The organism is Neoaquamicrobium microcysteis, assembly GCF_008180155.1.
GTDB lineage: Bacteria > Pseudomonadota > Alphaproteobacteria > Rhizobiales > Rhizobiaceae > Aerobium > Aerobium microcysteis.
Genome location: NZ_VSZS01000053.1, coordinates 72,413 through 92,895, shown reverse-complemented (window position 1 = coordinate 92,895; position 20,483 = coordinate 72,413). Strand labels below are relative to the sequence as shown.

The 20,483-nt window shown below is 63.9% G+C and carries 18 protein-coding genes and 1 pseudogene; 14 read left to right on the top strand and 5 right to left on the bottom strand.

Annotated elements, in window-relative coordinates:
- Window positions 1-50: 50 nt before the first annotated feature.
- Complete coding sequence (gene uvrA, locus FY036_RS02920) at window positions 51-2,972, bottom strand: excinuclease ABC subunit UvrA (RefSeq protein ID WP_148913206.1); 2,922 nt, start codon at window positions 2,970-2,972, stop codon at window positions 51-53.
- Window positions 2,973-3,887: 915 nt separating this feature from the next.
- On the opposite strand from uvrA, the gene FY036_RS02915 reads away from it, so the two are divergent.
- The 4 genes and pseudogenes from FY036_RS02915 to FY036_RS23725 all read left to right on the top strand — a co-directional run bounded on the left by FY036_RS02915 (window position 3,888) and on the right by FY036_RS23725 (window position 6,142).
- The gene (locus tag FY036_RS02915) at window positions 3,888-4,415 is read left to right on the top strand and encodes a single-stranded DNA-binding protein (RefSeq protein WP_148913205.1); all 528 of its coding nucleotides are present in this window, start codon (window positions 3,888-3,890) and stop codon (window positions 4,413-4,415) included.
- Between the two features lie 85 nt (window positions 4,416-4,500).
- On the top strand, window positions 4,501-5,037 hold the full coding sequence (locus tag FY036_RS02910; protein ID WP_148913204.1) for a GyrI-like domain-containing protein: 537 nt from the start codon (window positions 4,501-4,503) through the stop codon (window positions 5,035-5,037).
- A gap of 35 nt (window positions 5,038-5,072) precedes the next feature.
- Window positions 5,073-5,294 (top strand): annotated as a pseudogene (locus FY036_RS02905) (IS110-like element ISAli8 family transposase); the annotation flags it as partial.
- Between the two features lie 419 nt (window positions 5,295-5,713).
- A complete protein-coding gene (locus FY036_RS23725) occupies window positions 5,714-6,142 on the top strand; it encodes a DUF4168 domain-containing protein (RefSeq protein ID WP_161601085.1) in 429 nt (142 codons plus the stop codon).
- A gap of 303 nt (window positions 6,143-6,445) precedes the next feature.
- Here FY036_RS23725 and FY036_RS02895 read toward each other — a convergent pair whose 3' ends face one another.
- A complete protein-coding gene (locus FY036_RS02895) occupies window positions 6,446-7,075 on the bottom strand; it encodes a MarC family protein (RefSeq protein WP_148913201.1) in 630 nt (209 codons plus the stop codon).
- Between the two features lie 323 nt (window positions 7,076-7,398).
- On the opposite strand from FY036_RS02895, the gene gyrA reads away from it, so the two are divergent.
- Window positions 7,399-10,218 carry a DNA gyrase subunit A gene (gene gyrA / locus FY036_RS02890; RefSeq protein ID WP_148913200.1) on the top strand — a complete coding sequence of 940 codons (2,820 nt, stop codon included), beginning with the start codon at window positions 7,399-7,401 and terminating at the stop codon, window positions 10,216-10,218.
- A 9-nt stretch (window positions 10,219-10,227) separates the two neighbouring features.
- On the opposite strand, the gene FY036_RS24210 is transcribed toward gyrA, so the two are convergent.
- Window positions 10,228-10,359 (bottom strand): hypothetical protein, encoded by a 132-nt coding sequence (locus FY036_RS24210; RefSeq protein WP_268932158.1) that lies wholly within the window; start codon window positions 10,357-10,359, stop codon window positions 10,228-10,230.
- Window positions 10,360-10,489: 130 nt separating this feature from the next.
- Window positions 10,490-12,253 (bottom strand): flagellin N-terminal helical domain-containing protein, encoded by a 1,764-nt coding sequence (locus FY036_RS02885; RefSeq protein ID WP_148913199.1) that lies wholly within the window; start codon window positions 12,251-12,253, stop codon window positions 10,490-10,492.
- Between the two features lie 437 nt (window positions 12,254-12,690).
- Between FY036_RS02885 and coaD the strand changes: the two genes are divergently transcribed.
- The 5 genes from coaD to tgt all read left to right on the top strand — a co-directional run bounded on the left by coaD (window position 12,691) and on the right by tgt (window position 16,621).
- Entirely contained in the window at window positions 12,691-13,191 is a 501-nt protein-coding gene (coaD, locus tag FY036_RS02880; protein ID WP_148913198.1) for a pantetheine-phosphate adenylyltransferase, read from the top strand.
- Between the two features lie 14 nt (window positions 13,192-13,205).
- The gene (locus FY036_RS02875) at window positions 13,206-13,781 is read left to right on the top strand and encodes a peptidylprolyl isomerase (RefSeq protein ID WP_148913197.1); all 576 of its coding nucleotides are present in this window, start codon (window positions 13,206-13,208) and stop codon (window positions 13,779-13,781) included.
- Window positions 13,782-13,914: 133 nt separating this feature from the next.
- The gene (locus tag FY036_RS02870) at window positions 13,915-14,388 is read left to right on the top strand and encodes a peptidylprolyl isomerase (protein ID WP_148913196.1); all 474 of its coding nucleotides are present in this window, start codon (window positions 13,915-13,917) and stop codon (window positions 14,386-14,388) included.
- Window positions 14,389-14,417: 29 nt separating this feature from the next.
- Complete coding sequence (queA, locus tag FY036_RS02865; protein WP_148913195.1) at window positions 14,418-15,494, top strand: tRNA preQ1(34) S-adenosylmethionine ribosyltransferase-isomerase QueA; 1,077 nt, start codon at window positions 14,418-14,420, stop codon at window positions 15,492-15,494.
- Window positions 15,491-16,621, top strand: a complete 1,131-nt coding sequence (tgt, locus tag FY036_RS02860) for a tRNA guanosine(34) transglycosylase Tgt (protein ID WP_148913194.1) — start codon at window positions 15,491-15,493, stop codon at window positions 16,619-16,621. The genes queA and tgt overlap by 4 nt, the downstream gene beginning before the upstream one ends.
- A 6-nt stretch (window positions 16,622-16,627) precedes the next feature.
- On the opposite strand, the gene FY036_RS02855 is transcribed toward tgt, so the two are convergent.
- Entirely contained in the window at window positions 16,628-17,047 is a 420-nt protein-coding gene (locus FY036_RS02855) for a DUF4864 domain-containing protein (protein ID WP_148913193.1), read from the bottom strand.
- A 55-nt stretch (window positions 17,048-17,102) separates the two neighbouring features.
- On the opposite strand from FY036_RS02855, the gene FY036_RS23720 reads away from it, so the two are divergent.
- Genes FY036_RS23720 through FY036_RS02840 form a run of 4 tightly spaced genes read left to right on the top strand, consistent with a single transcriptional unit; the run spans window position 17,103 to window position 20,472 of the window.
- Window positions 17,103-17,345, top strand: coding sequence for a hypothetical protein (locus tag FY036_RS23720; protein WP_161601084.1), 243 nt, complete (start codon window positions 17,103-17,105; stop codon window positions 17,343-17,345).
- A complete protein-coding gene (locus FY036_RS02850; RefSeq protein ID WP_201744685.1) occupies window positions 17,303-18,715 on the top strand; it encodes a circularly permuted type 2 ATP-grasp protein in 1,413 nt (470 codons plus the stop codon). The genes FY036_RS23720 and FY036_RS02850 overlap by 43 nt, the downstream gene beginning before the upstream one ends.
- A 21-nt stretch (window positions 18,716-18,736) precedes the next feature.
- Complete coding sequence (locus tag FY036_RS02845; RefSeq protein ID WP_148913191.1) at window positions 18,737-19,678, top strand: alpha-E domain-containing protein; 942 nt, start codon at window positions 18,737-18,739, stop codon at window positions 19,676-19,678.
- Complete coding sequence (locus tag FY036_RS02840) at window positions 19,678-20,472, top strand: transglutaminase family protein (RefSeq protein ID WP_148913190.1); 795 nt, start codon at window positions 19,678-19,680, stop codon at window positions 20,470-20,472. The genes FY036_RS02845 and FY036_RS02840 overlap by 1 nt, the downstream gene beginning before the upstream one ends.
- Window positions 20,473-20,483 lie beyond the last annotated feature (11 nt).

Below are 20,483 nucleotides of genomic sequence, written 5' to 3'. Positions count from 1 at the left end.
GTTGCCGGTCAGCATTCGGCTCCATTCAGAACGCCACCCCAAGCCCTCAACTATTCCGCCGCTTCCCTTTTCCCGCCCGGCCGGCGCTCCAGCAGTTCCTTGAGGAACTGGCCGGTGTAGCTGCGGGGTTCGGCTACGATGTCTTCGGGCGTTCCGCTGGCGACCAGTTCGCCGCCGCCGTCGCCGCCGTCGGGGCCGAGGTCCAGCAGCCAGTCGGCCGTCTTGATGACTTCGAGATTGTGCTCGATGACGACGACCGTGTTGCCCTGGTCGACGAGCTCCTGAAGCAGTTCGAGCAGCTTGGCGACATCGTGGAAGTGCAGGCCCGTCGTCGGCTCGTCTAGGATATAGAGCGTCTTGCCGGTTGCCTTGCGCGACAGCTCCTTGGCCAGCTTGATGCGCTGGGCCTCGCCGCCCGAGAGCGTGGTCGCCTGCTGGCCGATATGGATATAGCCGAGGCCGACCTTGGCCAGGGTGGCCAGCTTGTCGCGCACGCCCGGCACCGCGGCGAAGAAGTCGACGCCTTCCTCCACCGTCATGTCGAGCACGTCGGCGATGGACTTGCCCTTGAACAGCACCTCCAGCGTCTCGCGGTTGTAGCGCTTGCCGTGGCATACGTCGCAGGTGACGTACACGTCGGGCAGGAAGTGCATCTCGATCTTGATGACGCCGTCGCCCTGGCACGCCTCGCAGCGGCCGCCCTTGATGTTGAACGAGAACCGGCCCGGCTGGTAGCCGCGCGCCTTGGCCTCGGGAAGGCCCGCGAACCAGTCGCGGATGGGCGTGAACGCGCCGGTGTAGGTGGCCGGGTTGGAGCGCGGCGTGCGGCCGATGGGCGACTGGTCGATGTCGATGACCTTGTCGAGGAACTCCAGCCCCTCGATCCTGTCATGGTCGGCCGGGTGCTCGCGCGAGCCCATGATGCGGCGCGAGGCGGACTTGAACAGCGTCTCGATGAGGAAGGTGGACTTCCCGCCGCCCGAAACGCCGGTGACGCAGGCAAACGTGCCCAGCGGGATCTCGGCGGTGACGTTCTTCAGATTGTTGCCGCGCGCGCCGACGACCTTGATGCGCTTGCCCTTCTTGCCCTTGCGGCGCTCGGCCGGCACCGGGATGCCCATCGCGCCCGACAGATACTGGCCGGTCATCGAATTGGGGTTGGCCATGATCTCGGCCGGCGTGCCGCGCGCCACGACGTTGCCGCCATGGATGCCGGCGGCGGGGCCGATGTCGACCACGTAGTCGGCGGTCAGCACGGCGTCCTCGTCATGCTCGACCACGATGACCGTGTTGCCGAGGTCGCGCAGGTGCTTGAGCGTGTCGAGCAGGCGGGCATTGTCGCGCTGGTGCAAGCCGATGGAGGGCTCGTCGAGCACGTAGAGCACGCCGGTGAGGCCCGAGCCGATCTGCGAGGCGAGCCGGATGCGCTGGCTCTCGCCGCCCGACAGCGTGCCCGACCTGCGCGACAGCGTCAGATAATCGAGACCGACATCGTTGAGGAAGCGCAGGCGCTCGCGGATTTCCTTGAGGATGCGAACAGCGATCTCGTTCTGCTTGTCGTTCATCTGGGCGGGGAGCTCGGTGAACCACGCATCCGCCTTGCGGATCGACATGGCCGTGACCTCGCCGATGTGCATGCCGCCGATCTTGACCGCCAGGGCCTCGGGCTTGAGGCGGTAGCCCGAGCAGGCGGGGCAGGGGGTGGCCGACATGAAGCGCTCGATCTCCTCGCGCATCCAGGCGGATTCGGTCTCCTTCCAGCGTCGCTCGAGGTTGGGGATCACGCCCTCGAAGGTCTTGGTGGTCTTGTAGGCGCGCAGGCCGTCATCGTAGCTGAACTCGATCCTGTCGCTGCCGGTGCCGCGCAGGATGGCATTCTTGCCCTCGTCGGGAAGATCGCGCCAGCGGTCGCCGACCTTGAAGCCGTAGGCCTTGCCGAGCGCTTCCAGCGTCTGGAGGTAATAGGGCGAGGTCGATTTCGCCCATGGCGCAACCGCGCCCTCGCGCAGCGAGACGTGGTCCTCAGGCACGACGAGGTCGGGATCGATCGCGCGCTGCGTGCCCAGCCCGTCACAGGTGGGGCAGGCGCCGAAGGGATTGTTGAACGAGAACAGCCGCGGCTCGATCTCGGGGATCGTGAAGCCCGATACGGGGCAGGCGAACTTTTCGGAGAAAAGAATGCGCTCGTGGGTTTCGTTCTTCGACTTGTTGACGGCGTCCTCGCCGGTCTGGCTGGCGTCGAGCGGCTTGTCGGCGAACTCGGCCACGGCAATGCCTTCGGCAAGCTTGAGCGCGGTCTCGATCGAGTCGGCCAGGCGCGCCGCAAGGTCGGGGCGCACCACGATGCGGTCCACGACGACATCGATGTCGTGCTTGTACTTCTTGTCGAGCGCGGGGACTTCGCCGATCTCGTAGAACACGCCGTCGATCTTGACGCGCTGGAAGCCCTTCTTCTGCAGCTCGGCCAGTTCCTTGCGGTACTCGCCCTTGCGGCCGCGCACGATGGGGGCGGTGATGTAGAGGCGCGTGCCTTCGTCGAGCGCCAGCACGCGATCGACCATCTGGCTGACCGTCTGGCTCTCGATGGGCAGGCCAGTTGCCGGCGAATAGGGAATGCCCACGCGCGCGAACAGCAGGCGCATGTAGTCGTAAATCTCGGTGACGGTGCCGACGGTCGAGCGCGGGTTCTTGGAGGTGGTCTTCTGCTCGATGGAGATGGCCGGCGACAGGCCGTCGATCTGATCGACGTCCGGCTTCTGCATCATCTCCAGAAACTGGCGAGCGTAGGCCGACAGGCTCTCGACATAGCGCCGCTGGCCCTCGGCATAGATCGTGTCGAAGGCGAGTGACGATTTGCCGGAGCCCGACAGGCCGGTCATCACGATCAGCCTGTCACGCGGCAGGTCGAGATCGACATTCTTGAGATTGTGCTCGCGCGCGCCGCGAATGGAGATAAATTTCTGGTCCGCCATGACCCGTGTGCCGCCTTACATCAGAACGGCCGGCGAATGCCGGCCACGCTGGATATGGTGTTGGTAGTGCCGTCCGTCGAGGCCGGGCAGCGCCCTGAAAGCCAGATACGGCTTTTCACGCTTTTTCGAGGTCACGGCAAGTGAAAAGAACAGAGGGCGAACGGCTCCTGACACTCCGCTGGCAGTAGGGTCGTTGCCATCTGTAAGCCGTTGGCGGCAGGAGCGCCGGGCATCACGAATTGTTGCGGACGGGCTTGCGCGGTTGACGCTGGGGAGGGTTGGGTCCATCCTTTCCCTGTCAGATGAAGCTCGCCATGGCGGTCGTCCTGGGATGTCCACGCGGCGTCGGAAACACGGCAAGGCTTGAGTACGTCTGCGTCAGAGAAACCGTGAAGGGAGCGAGGTATGACCCCACCTGACAGTCCCTGCAGGCTCCATCACTGCATGGAGCCACGGTGACGTAACGACTTGATCGTACGCGCGAAGCGCTGCGACGCGGGTTTGTCACCGATCAACCTAAAATCAGAGACCACCGGTCGGATCATCGGGCGACGACCCGCGACGCATCCGAGAAAAGTGCCGGTTATCTACCCCCGGCAACAGGGCAGAAGCTCTCAATAGCCCCGTCCACATCCTCAGCGAGTGGCGGGGCTTTCGCTTGAGCAGGCCCGAGCGCTCGATCAGGCCGGAGCCGCGTCGCCCGAAGACGGATTCCGCTTTGGGACGTGTCGGGATTTCCCTTTCGAAGGCAGGAGATTGCCTCTTGCGCCATTACGGTGTACTGGAACAAAGAAGGAACATGAAAGCTGTGGACACGAGGGCCGTTTGCACGGGCGCGCTAGCGCATCGCGGCAGGCGTTCGGATAATGTGCCGCGACTTTCATTTCAGGTTTAGGACGAGCGCAGGAGAGCGTCATGGCGGGTAGCGTCAACAAAGTCATTCTGGTGGGTAATCTGGGCGCAGACCCTGAAATCCGCAGGCTCAACTCGGGCGATCCGGTCGTAAACCTGCGCATCGCGACCTCGGAAAGCTGGCGCGACAAACAGTCCGGCGAGCGCCGCGAAAAGACCGAGTGGCACAATGTCGTCATCTTCAACGACAACCTCGCCAAGGTCGCCGAACAGTACCTGAAGAAGGGCGCAAAGGTTTACCTCGAGGGCCAGCTCCAGACCCGCAAGTGGCAGGACCAGCAGGGCCAGGAACGCTACACCACCGAGGTGGTGCTGCAGAAGTTCCGCGGTGAGCTGCAGATGCTCGATGGCCGCGGCGAGGGCGGCGGCGGTCAGGTCGGCTACGATCGCGGCGGCAGCGGCAACTATCAGAGCGGTGGCGGCCGCAATTCCGATTTCGGCCAGTCTGGCCCCGGCGACCAGGGGCGCGGCAGCAGCGGCGGTGGCGGTGGTGGCTATTCGCGCGACCTCGACGACGAAATCCCGTTCTGAGCGTCGGCACAGGCGGGTGTCGGATCGTCCGTGCTCATCGACAAGCGCGCTACGCGATCCCGCAACAGGCTGAGGCGGGTCGCCGATGTGTCAGCTATGCGGTAGCGGTTCCGGTTCCCATGCGGTTTCGATCTCGGAGCGCCCGCCACAACTGCTTGGCGGGCTGTGGTGGCGGGGGACTTTCGACGAGGCGGCTGCCGGCGACGTTCGCCAGGTCATCCGCAGCGTCCAGCATTTTTCCGACCAGCGCACCAGCATGTGGAAGAGCCCGATAGTAGGGCTCTCCCGAAACGACCGCCCGGACGGGTTCGACTATTTCGTCGGAGTGGCGGTCGAGGCGGGGGAGGCAATGCCTGCCGGTTTCGCGTTTCTCGATCTGCCCGCCATGACGGTTGCAAGTTCGTGGCACGGGCCGCAGGACGGCGACGTGCCCGCACATTACGGCCGGATGATCGAGTGGCTCGTCGGCAGCGGCTATCGGCGCGACATCTCCCAATTTCACCACAGGGAAGAGTATCCCAGCGACGTCGATTTCGACGGCCCGCATGCATTGCGCCTGCTGCTTCCGGTCATGCGCGACGGCGCGCAGGCAGGCGAGATGCCGGAGCCGCGGGCATTCTGACGGCTGCCGCCTGGCGTTTCCGGCCGCACTGATGTGGAAGTCGGACGATCCGCGGCGGCAGGGCAAGCGTGCGCTCCATCCTCTTCCTCGTCGCCGACGTCGCCCGCAAGTTCGACCCAAGCCTCGCCGACTTCAGGCAGCGCCTGCTCGATCGGGGCAAGCCGAAGATGGCCGTGCGCGTCGCCCTCGCCAGAAAACTCCTCGTTCGTCTCAACGCAAAGGCACGCGAAACCCGCGCAGCCCTCAATATTGCTTGACGCGCCAGATGGTCGCTTCACCACGCTTCGCGTGATCTTTGAGGGCGAGCCGCTTGTCTCGCCCGTCCTTCGGACCCCCCTTGTACGGGAATCCAGCGTTGCGGCCGTGCGCGACCCCGGTTTCTCCCTGCGAAGCAATGAAGGGGGCGACCCAGCGAAAACCTGAAATGATCCAGCGTTGCAGCAGCTGCGATGCCTCCTTCCGGTTGTGTCTCCCAGCGACACTTTCGACGCTGGCGGGTAAAGAAATGTCACTTCCGTTTGGACAAAGTGACTGCCGTTGCACGCATTTGCGGCATTCCCGCCATAGTCTCGGCAGCTTCCGGCGCTTCCGTCTGCGCTGGTGTTCGCACTCCGGCGAGAGTCGGCTTTGCGAGGGCCTTTTCCGTCCGCAAGGACCAAGAAGAGGATATGTAAGCATGACTTTCAACAAGACTTTGCTGTCGGGCCTTTCCGCGCTGGCTATCGGTTTGGGTGCATCGCTGGGCGTCGCCAACGCGCAGGACGATGCGGCTCCCGCCCCGCAGATGGAGGCGCCTGCGGCGGCGCCGGCGCCCGCAATGGATGACGACAAGCTGAAATCCTTCGCTGTCGCCTTTCTCGAGGTGACGAAGGTGACGCAGTCTTACCAGCCCCAGATGGAAGGGGCCTCTCCGGAAGACCAGCAGCGCCTGCAGCAGGAGGCCGGCGAGAAGATGGTCGAGGCGGTGAGCGAGGCCGACGGCATCTCCGTGGATGAATACAACATGATCATCCAGGCCGCGCAGACGGACCCCGAACTGGCCCAGCGCATCAATGGCCACATCACCGAAGCAGCCGGTGAAACCCAGCCCGCGCCTGCCGAATAAGGCAGGGCCTGGGCGTTTCGGCCGATCTCCTTGCGGCCGAAACGCCCGTGCATCTGTAGCAGCCGAACGCCCCCTCCGACGATCCGTGCCACCTTCGCCGCTTCGCAGTGGAGGAGCCCATATCGTAGATGGCCTCAAAGCTCATCCTATTCCGGTTGCGGGGCATCCGGGGGACGGGCGAGACAAGTCGCTCGCCCCGAAAGAACCGCCGAAAGCGGTGGGGCAGCAAGGGCCTGAATCAGATCCAGCGATCTATCTTTGCGCTATGCGCATCTCGACGCCGGTTCGCGTGTCAGGCATTCTTCAGGCGGCCATCAAGGCCTTGATGCCGTCCGCCACGAATTGCACCGCCAGGGCCGCCAGGATGACGCCCAGAAGGCGCGTCAGGATCGACCGGCCGGTCTCCCCCAGGAAGCCGTCCACCCGCTCGGCCGCGGCAAAGGTCAGCCACGTTATGGCGATGCAGACCGCGATGATGCCCACCAGCATCAGGTGGCCGAGCACGCTTGGAAACGAGCCCGACAGAAGCACCGTGGCCGAGATCGCGCCCGGCCCCGCGATCAGCGGTATGGCCAGCGGAAAAGCGGCGATGTTGCGGATATGGTCCTTGGTGATCGCAGTGTCGGCGCTGCGTTCCTTGCGCTCCTGCCTGCGCTCGAAAATCATCTCGAAGGCGATGTAGAACAGCAGCAGGCCGCCCGCCACGCGGAAGGCGGGAAGGGTGATGCCAAAGACCGCCAGGATGGCCGCGCCCGCAACCGCGAACAGCGCCAGCACGGCGAAGCCGATGATCGACGCGCGCATTGCCACCTGCATGCGCTCGCCACGGTTCATGCCGCCGGTCAGCGCGAGGAAAAGGGGTGCAAGACCCGGCGGATCAATCGTGACAAGAACAGTCACGAAAGCGTTGAAAAGCAGATCGAAGCTCGGCATCGGCGTCCCCTGAGTTCACGTGTCGTCGCCGACTTTGCGTACGCCATGCTTACCTGCTTGCTGCGGAATTTGCCAGAAAGCCGTGTGGTGCGGGGTTTCGCCCGAAAGCTGGACCAGCCGGGTGATTCGCCGATTAGGGGCAGGTTTCCGGCCGGTTTCGCCCGCGACGGGGCGGGTATGCCGCGTCGCTTCGTCTCTCTCATCCTAAGTATATGAAAAACAAAGGCAAATAGGCTATGGAAATCGGTCTTCGCGGTTTGGAATTACTGCCATGCTTCCTATATAAGGAAAAAATGATTCCCCAAGCATGAACGTGATCTCAATTGACTGACCAGACCACGCCGCGCGGGCCGCAGGACCTGCCTGAAGGCATCGAGCCGATTTCGATCATCGAGGAGATGCAGCGCTCCTACCTCGATTACGCCATGAGCGTGATCGTGAGCCGCGCTCTCCCGGACGTGCGCGACGGCCTGAAGCCGGTGCATCGGCGCATTCTCTATGCCTCGCACGAGAGCGGCTACCACTGGAACCGCAAATACGTGAAATCGGCGCGTCCCGTCGCCGACGTGATGGGTAAGTATCACCCGCACGGCGACGCCTCGATCTACGACGCGTTGGTGCGCATGGCGCAGGAATGGTCGCTGCGCGTGCGGCTCATCGACGGGCAGGGCAATTTCGGCTCGATCGACGGCGATCCACCGGCGGCGATGAGATACACCGAAGCACGGCTGACCAAGGTAGCGCACGAGCTGCTGGAGGACATCGACAAGGAAACCGTCGACTGGCAGGACACCTATGACGGCTCGGGCAGCGAGCCGAAGGTCCTGCCGGCGCGCTTTCCCAACCTGCTGGTCAACGGCTCGGGCGGCATCGCCGTGGGCATGGCCACGAACATTCCGCCGCACAACCTGACCGAAGTGGTCAATGGCTGCGTGGCGATGATCGACAATCCGGCGATCGAGCTGCCGGAACTGATGGAGATCATCCCCGGACCCGATTTTCCGACTGGCGGCATCGTGCTCGGCCGCTCGGGTATCTACAACGCCTATTCGACCGGTCGCGGCTCGATCGTCATGCGCGGGCGCGTGCATGTCGAGGACATCCGCAACGACCGCGAGGCGATCGTCGTCACCGAGATCCCGTATCAGGTGAACAAGGCGTCGATGATCGAGAAGATGGCCGAGCTGGTGCGCGACAAGCGCATCGAAGGCATCTCCGACATTCGCGACGAGAGCGACAGGCAGGGCTATCGCGTCGTCATCGAGCTGAAGCGCGACGCCAACGCCGACGTCATTCTCAACCAGCTCTACCGCTACACGCCGCTGCAGACCTCGTTCGGCGCGAACGTCGTGGCACTGAACGGCGGCAAGCCGGAAGTGCTGACGCTGCTGGACATGCTGCGCGCGTTCGTGAGCTTCCGCGAGGAAGTCATCAGCCGGCGCACCAAGTACCTGCTGAAGAAGGCGCGTGAGCGCGCCCACGTGCTGGTAGGCCTGGCCATCGCGGTCGCGAACATCGACGAGGTGATCCGCCTCATCCGCCACGCGCCCGACCCGCAGACGGCGCGCGAGCAGCTGATGGAGCGGCGCTGGCCGGCCGCCGATGTCGAATCGCTGATCCTGCTGATCGACGACCCGCGGCACCGCATCAACGAGGACGGCACCTACAACCTGTCCGAGGAGCAGGCGCGCGCCATCCTCGAGCTGCGCCTGCAGAGGCTGACGGCGCTCGGCCGCGACGAGATCGCCGACGAGCTGAACACCATCGGCGCGGAAATCAGCGACTATCTCGACATCCTGTCGTCGCGCGCGCGCATCCAGCAGATCGTCAAGGACGAGCTGATCGCGGTGCGCGACGAGTTCGGCACGCCGCGCCGCACGGAGCTGACCGACGGCGGCGCCGACATGGACGACGAAGACCTGATCCAGCGCGAGGACATGGTCGTCACGGTCACGCATGAAGGCTACATCAAGCGCGTGCCGCTATCGATCTATCGGGCGCAGGCGCGCGGCGGCAAGGGCCGCTCGGGCATGGCCACGAAGGACGAGGATTTCGTCACGCGCCTGTTCGTGGCCAATACGCATACGCCGATCCTCTTCTTCTCGTCGCGCGGCATCGTCTACAAGGAGAAGGTGTGGCGCCTGCCGATCGGCACGCCGCAGTCGCGCGGCAAGTTCCTGCGCAACATCCTGTCGCTGGACGAGGGCGACAGGATCACGGCCATCCTGCCGCTGCCCGACGAGGAGGAGTGGGGCAAGCTGGACGTGATGTTTGCCACGACGCGCGGCACGGTGCGCCGCAACAAGCTCTCCGACTTCGCGGACGTGAAGCGGAACGGCAAGATCGCGATGAAGCTGGAGGAGGGCGACGCCATCCTCAACGTGCTGACCTGCACGGACAATGACGACGTGCTGCTGATCGCCGATTCGGGCCAGTGCATCCGCTTCCCCGTGACGGACGTGCGCGTCTTTGCCGGCAGAAACTCCGTCGGCGTGCGCGGCATTTCGCTCGGCGCGGGCGAGCGCGCGATTTCCATGACCATACTGGAACATGTGGACGCGAGCCCGCAGGAGCGCGCAGCCTATCTCAAGCGGTCGGTTGCGGAGCGCCGCGCGGCGTCGAGCGAGAACGGCGAAGGAGAGGAAGAGGTCGCGCTGACCAACGAGGAGGTCGGCGACGATGCGGACCTGAGCGAGGAGCGCTACGCCTTCCTGCGCGACCACGAGCAGTTCGTGCTGACGGTGACGGAATTCGGCTACGGCAAGCGTTCGTCGTCCTACGACTTCCGCATCATCGGGCGTGGCGGCAAGGGTATCCGGGCCACCGACGTCTCGAAGGTGCGCGAGATCGGCGGGCTCGTGGCGGGCTTCCCGGTCGAGGCGGAAGACCAGATCATGCTGGTATCCGATGGCGGCCAGGTGATCCGCGTGCCCGTTCACAACATCCGGTTTGCCAGCCGCACGGCCAAGGGCGTGACAGTCTTCAACACGGCGGATGGCGAGAAAGTCGTTTCGGTGGAGCGTATTTCGGAGCCGGAGGCTGAAGCCGAGACCGTCATGGCCGACGCTGAAGAGGCCGTCTCGGAAGAGGCGGCGACGGACGGTGTGCAGGGAAGTACACCGCCCGCGCCTCTGGAGGAATAGTCGAACTGGTCAGCCGATCCGGTTGCGGACGGAGCGGCGGCGCGCCTCAAGCTTTACGGCCTGGGCCTCGTTGTGAAGGCCGAAGGCCGTTGCGATCAGCATGGCCAGCGTCATTGCGGCAGCGAGCATGAAGATCATCATAGTCACGTCTCCTTCTTCCCTCAACAACGAGTGAAACGCCAATTCGTTTCATTTCGGTGCCTTTTCTGAAGGAAGACGTTTGAACGTGTCCTGATCCGACCGTTCATCGCGCATTCATGCCGGGCGCAGACTAGGTCCCGAAGAGCTGCAAAAGCGGCTTCTGGTTCGAGTTCGCTATCGAGAGCATCTGGGTGGCGAGTTCGTCCTGCGCCTGCAGGGCTGCCAGCTTCGCTGCCGCCCGGGTCATGTCCGTGTCGACGAGCTGACCGATGCCACGCTGGAAGGCGTCGGACAGCGCGGTCTGGAACCGGGACTGGACGTCGACGCGCTGCTTGAGCGCACCCATCAAGGCCGATGCCTGTATCGTGCGCCTGAGCATGCCCTCCACCGTGTGGATATAGGCGTCGACGAGACCGGGGTTGGCGGCCACGTCGATGTCGAGCAGCCCGAAAGCCGGGATCGGTTCGATGTTAACCGAGACGGAGTGGAAGCCGATGCTGGTCTTCGCTCCGTTCAACCTGTCGTCGGCCGGATCGGTGCGGATGACGATGCTGTTTCCGTCCAACTCGAGGAGGAGGCCGTTGCGCCCCACCAGGGACTCCAGAAGAAGCAGCATTTCGGCGGCCGTCTCGACGACGCCGTCGTCCCGACCCAGAATATCTTCGATCAGGTCGCGATCGATAACGTGACTGCCTTCGACGGCGCCGTTCACCGCGAAATCGAACGCAATCTCCACGTCCTCGAACAGCTTGAAGCTGTCGAAGGGCAATACAATCCGGGAGCTGAGCGAGCCGTAGCGGTCAGCTTCGTAGAAATCTCCGGCATTTCCGGTCACGTCCAGATTGCCGATCGAGACGTTCGAGCCATCGTGCCCCAGACTTTCCTGAGAGCGCAGTTCGAAATAGTTCTCCCGGCGGACGTAGCCGCCGACGTCGCTGTCCCAGACCGTGGAAAAGGAGACGGAAACGCCCGTCCCAGCCAGAGCGGTACGCACGACCGACGCCCACTCCTCATAGTCCGAGACCAGACCGTCCCGGCCCGGCAGCGCAAGATCGACCAACGCCCGGTCTATCTCGATTTCATAGGTTGTGCCGCCATCGTAAGGACCGGGCAGGCCGCCATTCGTGGCCGCGTTGGGGTTGTCGGCATCGACCGTCAGGGAAAACCGGATGGTGTCGTCGGCGCCGAAGGTGAACGGCCCGGTGAAATTCATCGGTATCGAAGCCGCCGAACCAAGGCCCCGCCGCCCGTCACTGTAGTTGTCGTATCCCACTGCGGGCAAGGGAGCCCTGGTGCCGCCGATCGTGCCCGGGCTTCGCGGATCGGCCTGCAATATGCCGCCGCCATCGGCGTTGTAGAGCGACGTGACCTTCAGATCGACAGCCATTTTGTTGATCAAAAGGCCGCCGCTGTCGGAGCGCGAGATGCTGGAGACCAGTTGGCGCGACCGGTCGTCCAAAAGCTTTTCGTGCAGGTCGTCGATGTCCGTGCGAAGCCAGTTGATGTCCGAGAAGACCGCCGCATCTGCGATCTCGGAGGTCTGGTCGGCAAATTGCGACACTTCTAGCTGGATCGCGTCGAGATCGACGCCGGATTGTTTCGCCGCCAGCAGCCTCGCGGAAATCTGCTGCAATATCTCCCGCGTTTCCTCCATGGCGGCGTGGCTGACGTCGATCATCGCCGCAGCAAAGCCCAGCATGTCCTGCACCGTCGACAAAAGGTTGACGCGATTCTGCATGCCCACACTGACCGACCAGTAGGCCGCATTGTGCGAGGCCTCGCTGATGCGCTGACCCGTCGCTATCGAATTGATCGTGCGAGTCAGCGATGAAGAAACGGCCTCTTTCGTCCGCAATGCTGTCATCGCGGCGACGTTGGTATGTATGCTGGACACGGGCTGAAGATACTCTTGGACGGCTATTCTCGACCGGTTCAAGCTATCGAAGCGCGAAATAACATAGGGTTAACGCGGCGTGAATTCGGCGATCGCACCGGTTACCCAGCGTAATTGCGGCGGTAAAATCTGCGTTCGGATGAATATGGACTGACGTATGCACAAGCCAATCCCGCCATATTTGTGTTTTTCATTATATTATAAATTATGGATATTATTAAATACGCCTATTTGTCTGCGCCTGATCTGCCGGCGGGCTGTTCGCGAGAATCCCGGTTTCGCCGCCGCAGCTTTCTTCCAGAACGTCGGCTTAGCGCGGAGTTCGGGTGGAGCAGCAGGGCCTCGGGAGGCCCCCACGGCATGCCGGGGCCACGGAAACGCAATTATGCGATGCGAGGTGTTCCCACGGGGCTGTAAAATGCTTTAGAAGCGCTGCCATGACCAAGCGCATCGCTTTTTATGCGGGTTCCTTCGATCCGCTCACGAACGGCCATCTCGACGTGCTCAAGGGCGCGCTGACGATCGCCGACGAGATCATCGTCGGGATCGGCGCGCAGGCCTCCAAGCAACCGCTGTTCTCGTTCGAGGAGCGGGTGAAACTGATCGAGGCGTGGGCGGCCGATGAACTCGGCGCGGAGGCAGGCCGCCTGAGGATCGTGTCGTTCAAGGGGCTGCTGGTGGACGCGGCGCACCAGAACGGCGCCTCTATCCTCATTCGCGGGCTGCGCGACGGCACCGATCTGGATTACGAGATGCAGATGGCCGGCATGAACGAGACGATGGCGCCTGATCTGCAGACGATTTTTCTTCCCGCCAGTCCTTCGGTGCGCACGATTACCGCCACACTTGTCCGCCAGATAGCGTCGATGGGCGGAGACATCCGCCCGTTCGTTCCTGCGGCCGTAGCAGCCGCGCTGGACGCGAAGTTCAAATCCTGAAGACGGAGTTTCCCATGCAGTTTCTGAGGTTCGCCTCGTCGATCGTCGTAGCCGCCGGCCTGATGGCCGGTTCCGCGCTTGCCGCAGAGCCCGAAAACACGATGATCATCGAACTGAAGGACGGCGAGGTGTCCATCGCGCTTCGTCCGGACCTCGCGCCCAAGCATGTCGAGCAGATCAAGGCGCTGGTGCGCGGAGGCGAATACAACAATGTCGCCTTTCACCGCGTGATCGACGGGTTCATGGCGCAGACCGGCGATGTGGAGTTCGGCGATCTGGAGGACGGCTACAACAGCCAGCGCGTCGGCACCGGCGGTTCGTCGCTCGGCAATGTCGGGGCGGAGTTCTCCAGCGAGCAGTTCGTCCGCGGCACGGTGGGCATGGCGCGCGCGCAGAACCCGGATTCCGCAAACTCGCAGTTCTTCATCATGTTCGCGCCCGCCCCGTCGCTCGACGGCAGCTATACCGTGATCGGCACCGTCGAAAGTGGGATGGAACTGGTCGACAACATCAAGCGCGGCAACCAGGCGCAGAACGGCGTGGTCACAGACCCCGACCGCATGATTTCCGTCCGCATCGCGGCGGACTAAAGCGCGTCGCGATCTTTCAGATTCGCTCCATGCGCTTTAGCTACTTGTATTAACGCATGTCTTTGTCCCGAAACCGGTTCCCACTTTCGGGAGACATGCTCTAACAACACAGGACAACAAGGAAGGTAGCTCGATGGCCGAGATCAAGGACCCCGAGAACACGATCGTCATGGAAACCACGAAGGGCAAGGTGGTCATCGAACTGCTGCCCGACCTGGCGCCGAACCACGTTGCGCGCATCAAGGAACTGGCGCGCGAGAAGTTCTATGACGGCATCGTCTTTCACCGCGTCATCGACGGCTTCATGGCTCAGACCGGCGATCCGACCGGCACCGGCATGGGCGGATCCGACAAGCCGGACCTGAAGGCGGAGTTCTCCAACATGAGCCATATTCGCGGCACCTGCTCGATGGCGCGCTCGCAGAACCCGAATTCGGCGAATTCGCAGTTCTTCATCTGCTTCGACGACGCCCCGTGGCTGAACAAGCAGTACTCCGTGTGGGGGCAGGTGATCGAAGGCATGGACGCGATCGACCAGATCAAGAAGGGCGAGCCCGTGCGCGACCCCGACTCGATCGTCACCATGCGCGTCGCCGCCGACGCCTGATCCTTCGGCGCGACACGACGGGGAACGCCGTGCGCGTCGACCTTTTCGATTTCGATCTTCCGGAGGGCCATATCGCCCTTCGTCCGGCAGAGCCGCGCGACACCGCGCGGCTTCTTGTCGTGCGGCCGGGCGAGCCTTTGGAAGATCGCATCGTGCGGGAACTGCCGGGCCTGCTGAAGGCAGGCGACGCGCTGGTTTTCAACGATACGCGGGTTATCCCCGCCCAGCTCACCGGCCTTCGCAGGCGCGGCGACGCCGTGGCACAGGTGGACGCGACGCTGCATATGCGCGTTGCGCCCGATCGCTGGAAGGCGTTCATGCGCCCCGCCAAGCGGCTGGCCGTGGGAGACCGTATCCAGTTCGGCCATGACGACAGTGCCTGCCTTCTGGGTACGCTGGACGCGACGGTGGTGGAGAAGGGCGATGGAGGCGAGGTGACGATTGCCTTCGATCTCGCGGGGCCGGCGTTGGACGATGCGCTGCGAGAGGTCGGCCACATCCCGCTGCCGCCCTACATCGCCGGCAAGCGCCCGGAGGACGAGCGCGACCGCAGCGACTACCAGACGATCTATGCGCGCGAGGAGGGTGCCGTGGCCGCGCCCACCGCCGGGCTGCACTTCACGCCAGAGCTGTTCGCGGCGCTGGACGAGGCCGGTATCGAGCGGCATTTCGTGACGCTGCACGTTGGCGCGGGCACGTTCCTGCCGGTGAAGGCCGACGACACCGCAGACCATCGAATGCATGCGGAGATCGGGCATGTTTCGGCGGCGACGGCAGCCGCGCTCAATGAAGTGAAGGCGCGGGGAGGGCGCATCGTGGCGGTCGGCACCACGTCGCTTCGCCTTCTCGAAAGTGCTGCTGCGCCGGATGGTTCGCTGGCGGAATGGTCGGGAGCGACCGACATCTTCATCACGCCGGGCTATCGCTTCCGCACCGCGAACGTGCTGATGACGAATTTCCACCTCCCGCGCTCCACGTTGTTCATGCTGGTGTCGGCCTTCAGCGGGATGGAGACGATGCGGGCGGCGTACGATCACGCGATAGCCGACGGCTATCGGTTCTATTCCTACGGCGATGGCAGCCTGCTCTTCAGGAGCGACGATTGAGCGACGAATTCACCTTCAAGGTGCTGGCCACCGATGGTAAGGCGCGGCGCGGCGAAATCTCCATGCCGCGCGGCACCGTGCGCACGCCGGCCTTCATGCCCGTGGGCACCGGTGGCACAGTGAAGGCCATGTACATGGACCAGGTGCGCGGCGTGGGAGCCGACATCATCCTGGGCAACACCTATCATCTGATGCTGCGGCCGGGCGCGGAACGCGTCGCGCGGCTGGGCGGCCTGCACGAGTTCGCGCGCTGGCCGTGGCCGATCCTGACGGATTCGGGCGGCTTCCAGGTGATGTCGCTATCGAAACTGCGCAAGCTGAACGAGAGCGGGGTGACGTTCCGGTCGCATATCGACGGTGCGCCGTACGAGATGAGCCCGGAGCGGTCGATCGAGATTCAGGGGCTGCTCGATTCCGACATCCAGATGCAGCTCGACGAATGCGTAGCGCTGCCCGCGACCGAGAAGGAAATCGCGCGTGCGATGGAGCTCTCGCTGCGCTGGGCCGAACGCTGCAAGACGGCGTTCGGCGAGCAGCCGGGCCGGGCGATGTTCGGCATCGTGCAGGGCGGCGACATTCCCGCGCTGCGGGAGCGCTCGGCGGGGGCGCTGAAGGACATGGGGCTGAAGGGATATGCGGTGGGCGGCCTTGCGGTCGGCGAGCCGCAGGCGGTGATGCTCGACATGCTGGACGTGACGTGCCCCGTGCTGCCGCAGGAGAAGCCGCGCTACCTGATGGGCGTCGGCACGCCAGACGACATCATCAAGTCGGTTGCGCGGGGCATCGACATGTTCGATTGCGTCATGCCCACGCGGGCCGGGCGGCACGGGTTGGCCTATACGCGGCGCGGCAAGGTGAACCTGCGCAACGCGCGGCATGCCGACGATCCGCGCCCGCTGGACGAGGAAAGCGACTGCCCCGCCGCGCGCGACTATTCGCGGGCCTATCTGCATCATCTGGTGAAGTCGGGCGAGGCGCTCGGCTCGATGCTGCTGACCTGGAACAACCTCGCCTACTACCAGACGCTGATGGCCGATATTCGCGGGTCGATCGAGGCGGGGCGCTTTGTCGAGCGCACCGGCGAGATCGCGCAAGCGTGGGCGGAAGGCGACCTCCCCGTGTTGTGAGGCCGGTCAGATGCTGGGGATGTTGCCTTCGCGGATGCTGACCGCGTTGATGCGAAACACCCCGTCGGGCTGCATCTCGAGCGTATAGACGGCCTCGTAGTCCTTGCCGTCGGGGCCGAGGATGAGGACGTGCTGCCGGATGCGGCCGGGCGCGAGCATCTCGAACCGGCCGAAGGCGTAGTTGCGCGGGCTGTGCACCTGCGGGTAGCCCTTGCGGACCATCGCCATGAACGCGTCGCGGGTCGGAAACATCCGCCTGATGTTGGGCCCGGCATGGCTGTAGGCGGCATCGTCGTCGCCGTTCAGGAACGCCTGTATCTGCTGGTCGATGGTCGTCTGCGCAGCGCCTGCGGCGGCATCGTCGGCGTGCGCGGCATGAAGCGGCGCCACGACGAGCAAGACGAGCAGGCAGCGTATCCAGTGCATCGCGGTTCTCCCATGGAAGCCGAGCGCCGATCTGCTTCCGCTTCACCAGATACGGATGCCGGCAGCGAACGGTTTCATGCAGGTGCATTTTCGGGGCGAAGCTGCTCGCCTGCCCGAGAATTTCGCATGGCTGCGTGCAAACTGCCGTTTCCTTGGGCAAATGCGCGATAATGCCGCCTTCATCGACGCAAGCGACGGATTCTTCTTGATTTTGCGCCGCCGGCTCTTTGTTATGGGCCATCGAGGAGTATCTGCTTGGTCGCGTTCGACGAAATGCGCCCGCAAGGAAACGGGCTGAGACATCCATATTCGGGCTATGACGGCTGGTTTCAGTCGCAGGACCCCGCCCGACTTACCGAAAAGATGCAGGACGCCGAGCGCGTCTTTCGCCGAACGGGAATCACCTTCGCCGTCTATGGCGAGCAGGAGGCGGCCGAAAGGCTGATCCCGTTCGATATCGTGCCGCGCATCATCTCGGGCGCGGAATGGAGGCGGCTGACGCAGGGCATCGAGCAGCGGGTGCAGGCGCTCAACGCGTTCCTGGACGACATCTACCATCGGCAGGAAATCCTGCGCGCAGGCCGCATTCCGCGCGAGCTGATCGCAGGGAACGCCGCGTTCCTGCCCGAGATGATCGGCGTGCGCCCGCCGGCCGGCGTCTATACGCACATCATCGGCGTGGACATCGTTCGCACGGCGGAAAACGAGTTCTTCGTGCTGGAGGACAATGCGCGCACGCCTTCGGGCGTTTCCTACATGATCGAGAACCGCGAAACGATGATGCAGCTCTTCCCCGAGCTGTTCCAGATGGTGAAGGTTCGCCCGGTCGAGAACTATCCGCAGCTTCTGCGCCAATCGCTTTCGGCGGTCGCCCCGCGTAGCGCAAACGGTGCACCCACGGTGGCGGTTCTGACGCCCGGCAGCTACAACTCCGCCTATTTCGAGCATGCGTTTCTGGCCGACCAGATGGGCGTCGAACTGGTGGAAGGGCACGATCTGCGCGTGGTCGACGGCCATGTGGCGATGCGCACCACGCAGGGCTACAAGCAGATCGACGTGCTGTATCGCCGCGTCGATGACGACTACCTCGATCCGCTGACGTTCAATCCGGATTCCGCGCTCGGCGTGCCCGGCATCATGGACGTGTTTCGCGCGGGCAACATCACCATCGCCAATGCGCCGGGAACCGGCATCGCCGACGACAAGGCGATCTACTCCTACATGCCGGAAATCGTCGAGTTCTATACCGGCCGCAAGGCGATACTGGGCAATATTCCGACCTGGCGGTGCTCGGAACCCGACAGCCTCAAATACGTGCTCGAACACCTCGACGAGCTGGTGGTCAAGGAAGTGCACGGCTCGGGCGGCTACGGCATGCTGGTCGGCCCCACGGCCTCCAAGAAGGAATGCGAGGCTTTCGCCGCCAAGCTCAAGGCCAAGCCCTCGAACTACATCGCCCAGCCGACGCTGGCGCTTTCCACCTGCCCGATCCTCACCGAGAAGGGGCTAGCACCGCGCCACGTCGACCTGCGGCCCTTCGTGCTGGTGTCGGACCGCATCCGCATCGTGCCCGGCGGGTTGACGCGCGTGGCGCTGAAGGAGGGGTCGCTCGTCGTCAATTCCTCCCAAGGGGGCGGCACGAAGGACACGTGGGTGCTGGATGACTGAGAACGGGGAGGGCGCCTGACAGTGTTGCTCGGTCGCACGGCAAACGGTCTCTACTGGATGACGCGCTACATCGAGCGCGTGGAAAACATGGCGCGTATCGTCGATGCGGGGCTGCGACTGGCGCTGACGCGGACCGATTCGTCCGCCGACGAGTGGGCATCGGTCGTGCTCAGCGCGGGGGTCGAACAGGCGTTTCGCGAACGCCACGACGAGTACACGGCCGACACCGTCTCCGATTTCCTGCTGCGCGACGTGACGAACCCGTCGAGCGTGCTCTCGTCCATCGAGACGGCGCGGTCGAATGCGCGCATGGTTCGCACCGCGCTGACACGCGAGACGTGGGAGAGCATAAACGAGGCATGGATGACATGCAGGCGGATGCTGGCCTCGCCCATCGACCAGCGGGAGCTGCCGAAAATCCTCGACGCCATCAAGCGTGAGACCGCGCTTATCCGCGGCGCGTTCCACGGCACGATGCTGCGCAACGAGATTTTCGACTTCGCCCAGCTCGGTATCTATGTCGAGCGCGCCGACAACACAGCCCGTATCCTCGACGTGAAGTATTACGTGCTGCTGCCGTCGATCTCGTGGGTCGGCTCGTCGCTCGACAACTACCAGTGGGAATCGATCCTGCGCTCGGTCTCGGCGCACCGGTCGTATCGCTGGGTCTACGAGGCCGACTACAAGCCGACCAACATCGCGGATTTCCTCATCCTCAACCGGCGCATGCCGCGCTCGCTGGCCTACTGCTATCAGATGATCGCCGAGAGCCTCGCCTATCTCGCCGAAGATTACGGCGAGCGGCACGCCTGCCACGGCACGCTCGAGGAAATACGGGGAAGGCTGAAGCCGGGCAGCATCACCTCGATATTCGACGTCGGGCTTCATGAATTCCTGCGCGATTTCATCCGCAGCAACAACAGGCTGGGCAACGAAGTTGCCGAGAACTACCGGTTCTTCTGATGCCGCTGAAAATCTCCCATCGCACACTCTATTCCTACGACGCGCCGGTGCCCTATGCGCTTCAGCGTGTGCGCCTGCAGCCGCAGAACGGGCCGACCCAGACTGTGATCTCGTGGTCGGTCGATGTCGAGGGCGCCAACGAGGAAGTGCGGTTTCACGACCAGTTCGGCAACGACACGCGCCTGCTGAGCGTGTCCGGCGATCCGCACACGATCCAGATCACCGCGCATGGCGAGGTGGAGGTGCGCGATACCGCAGGCGTCTCCGGTCCGCACACCGGCTTTGCGCCGCTCTGGCTTTTCGGGCAGGCGACGGCGCTGACGACGGCCGGCGCGATGATCGACGAACTGGCGCGGGGGGCATCGGAAGGAAGCGATATCGACCGCCTGCACGCGCTGTCCGCCCGGATACGCGAGCGGGTGGACTATGTCGTCGGAGCGACCGACGCGACGACCAATGCCGAGGATGCCGTGGCGCAGGGGCAGGGCGTATGCCAGGATCACTCGCACATCTTCCTCGCTGCTGCGCGGCTTCTGGGTTTTCCCGCGCGTTACGTGAGCGGCTATCTGATGCTGAACGATTCGGTAGAGCAGGTTGCCACGCATGCATGGGCCGAAGCATATGTGACAGGGCTGGGTTGGGTGGCGTTCGACATATCCAACCAGATATCGCCCGACAGCCGGTATGTCCGGCTGGCGACCGGGCGGGACTACCGCGATGCAATGCCGGTTTCCGGCATAAGGCTGGGCCAGGCGCAGGAACAGCTTGAAGTTCACATCACAGTCGAGCAGTAATCTGTGCTTAG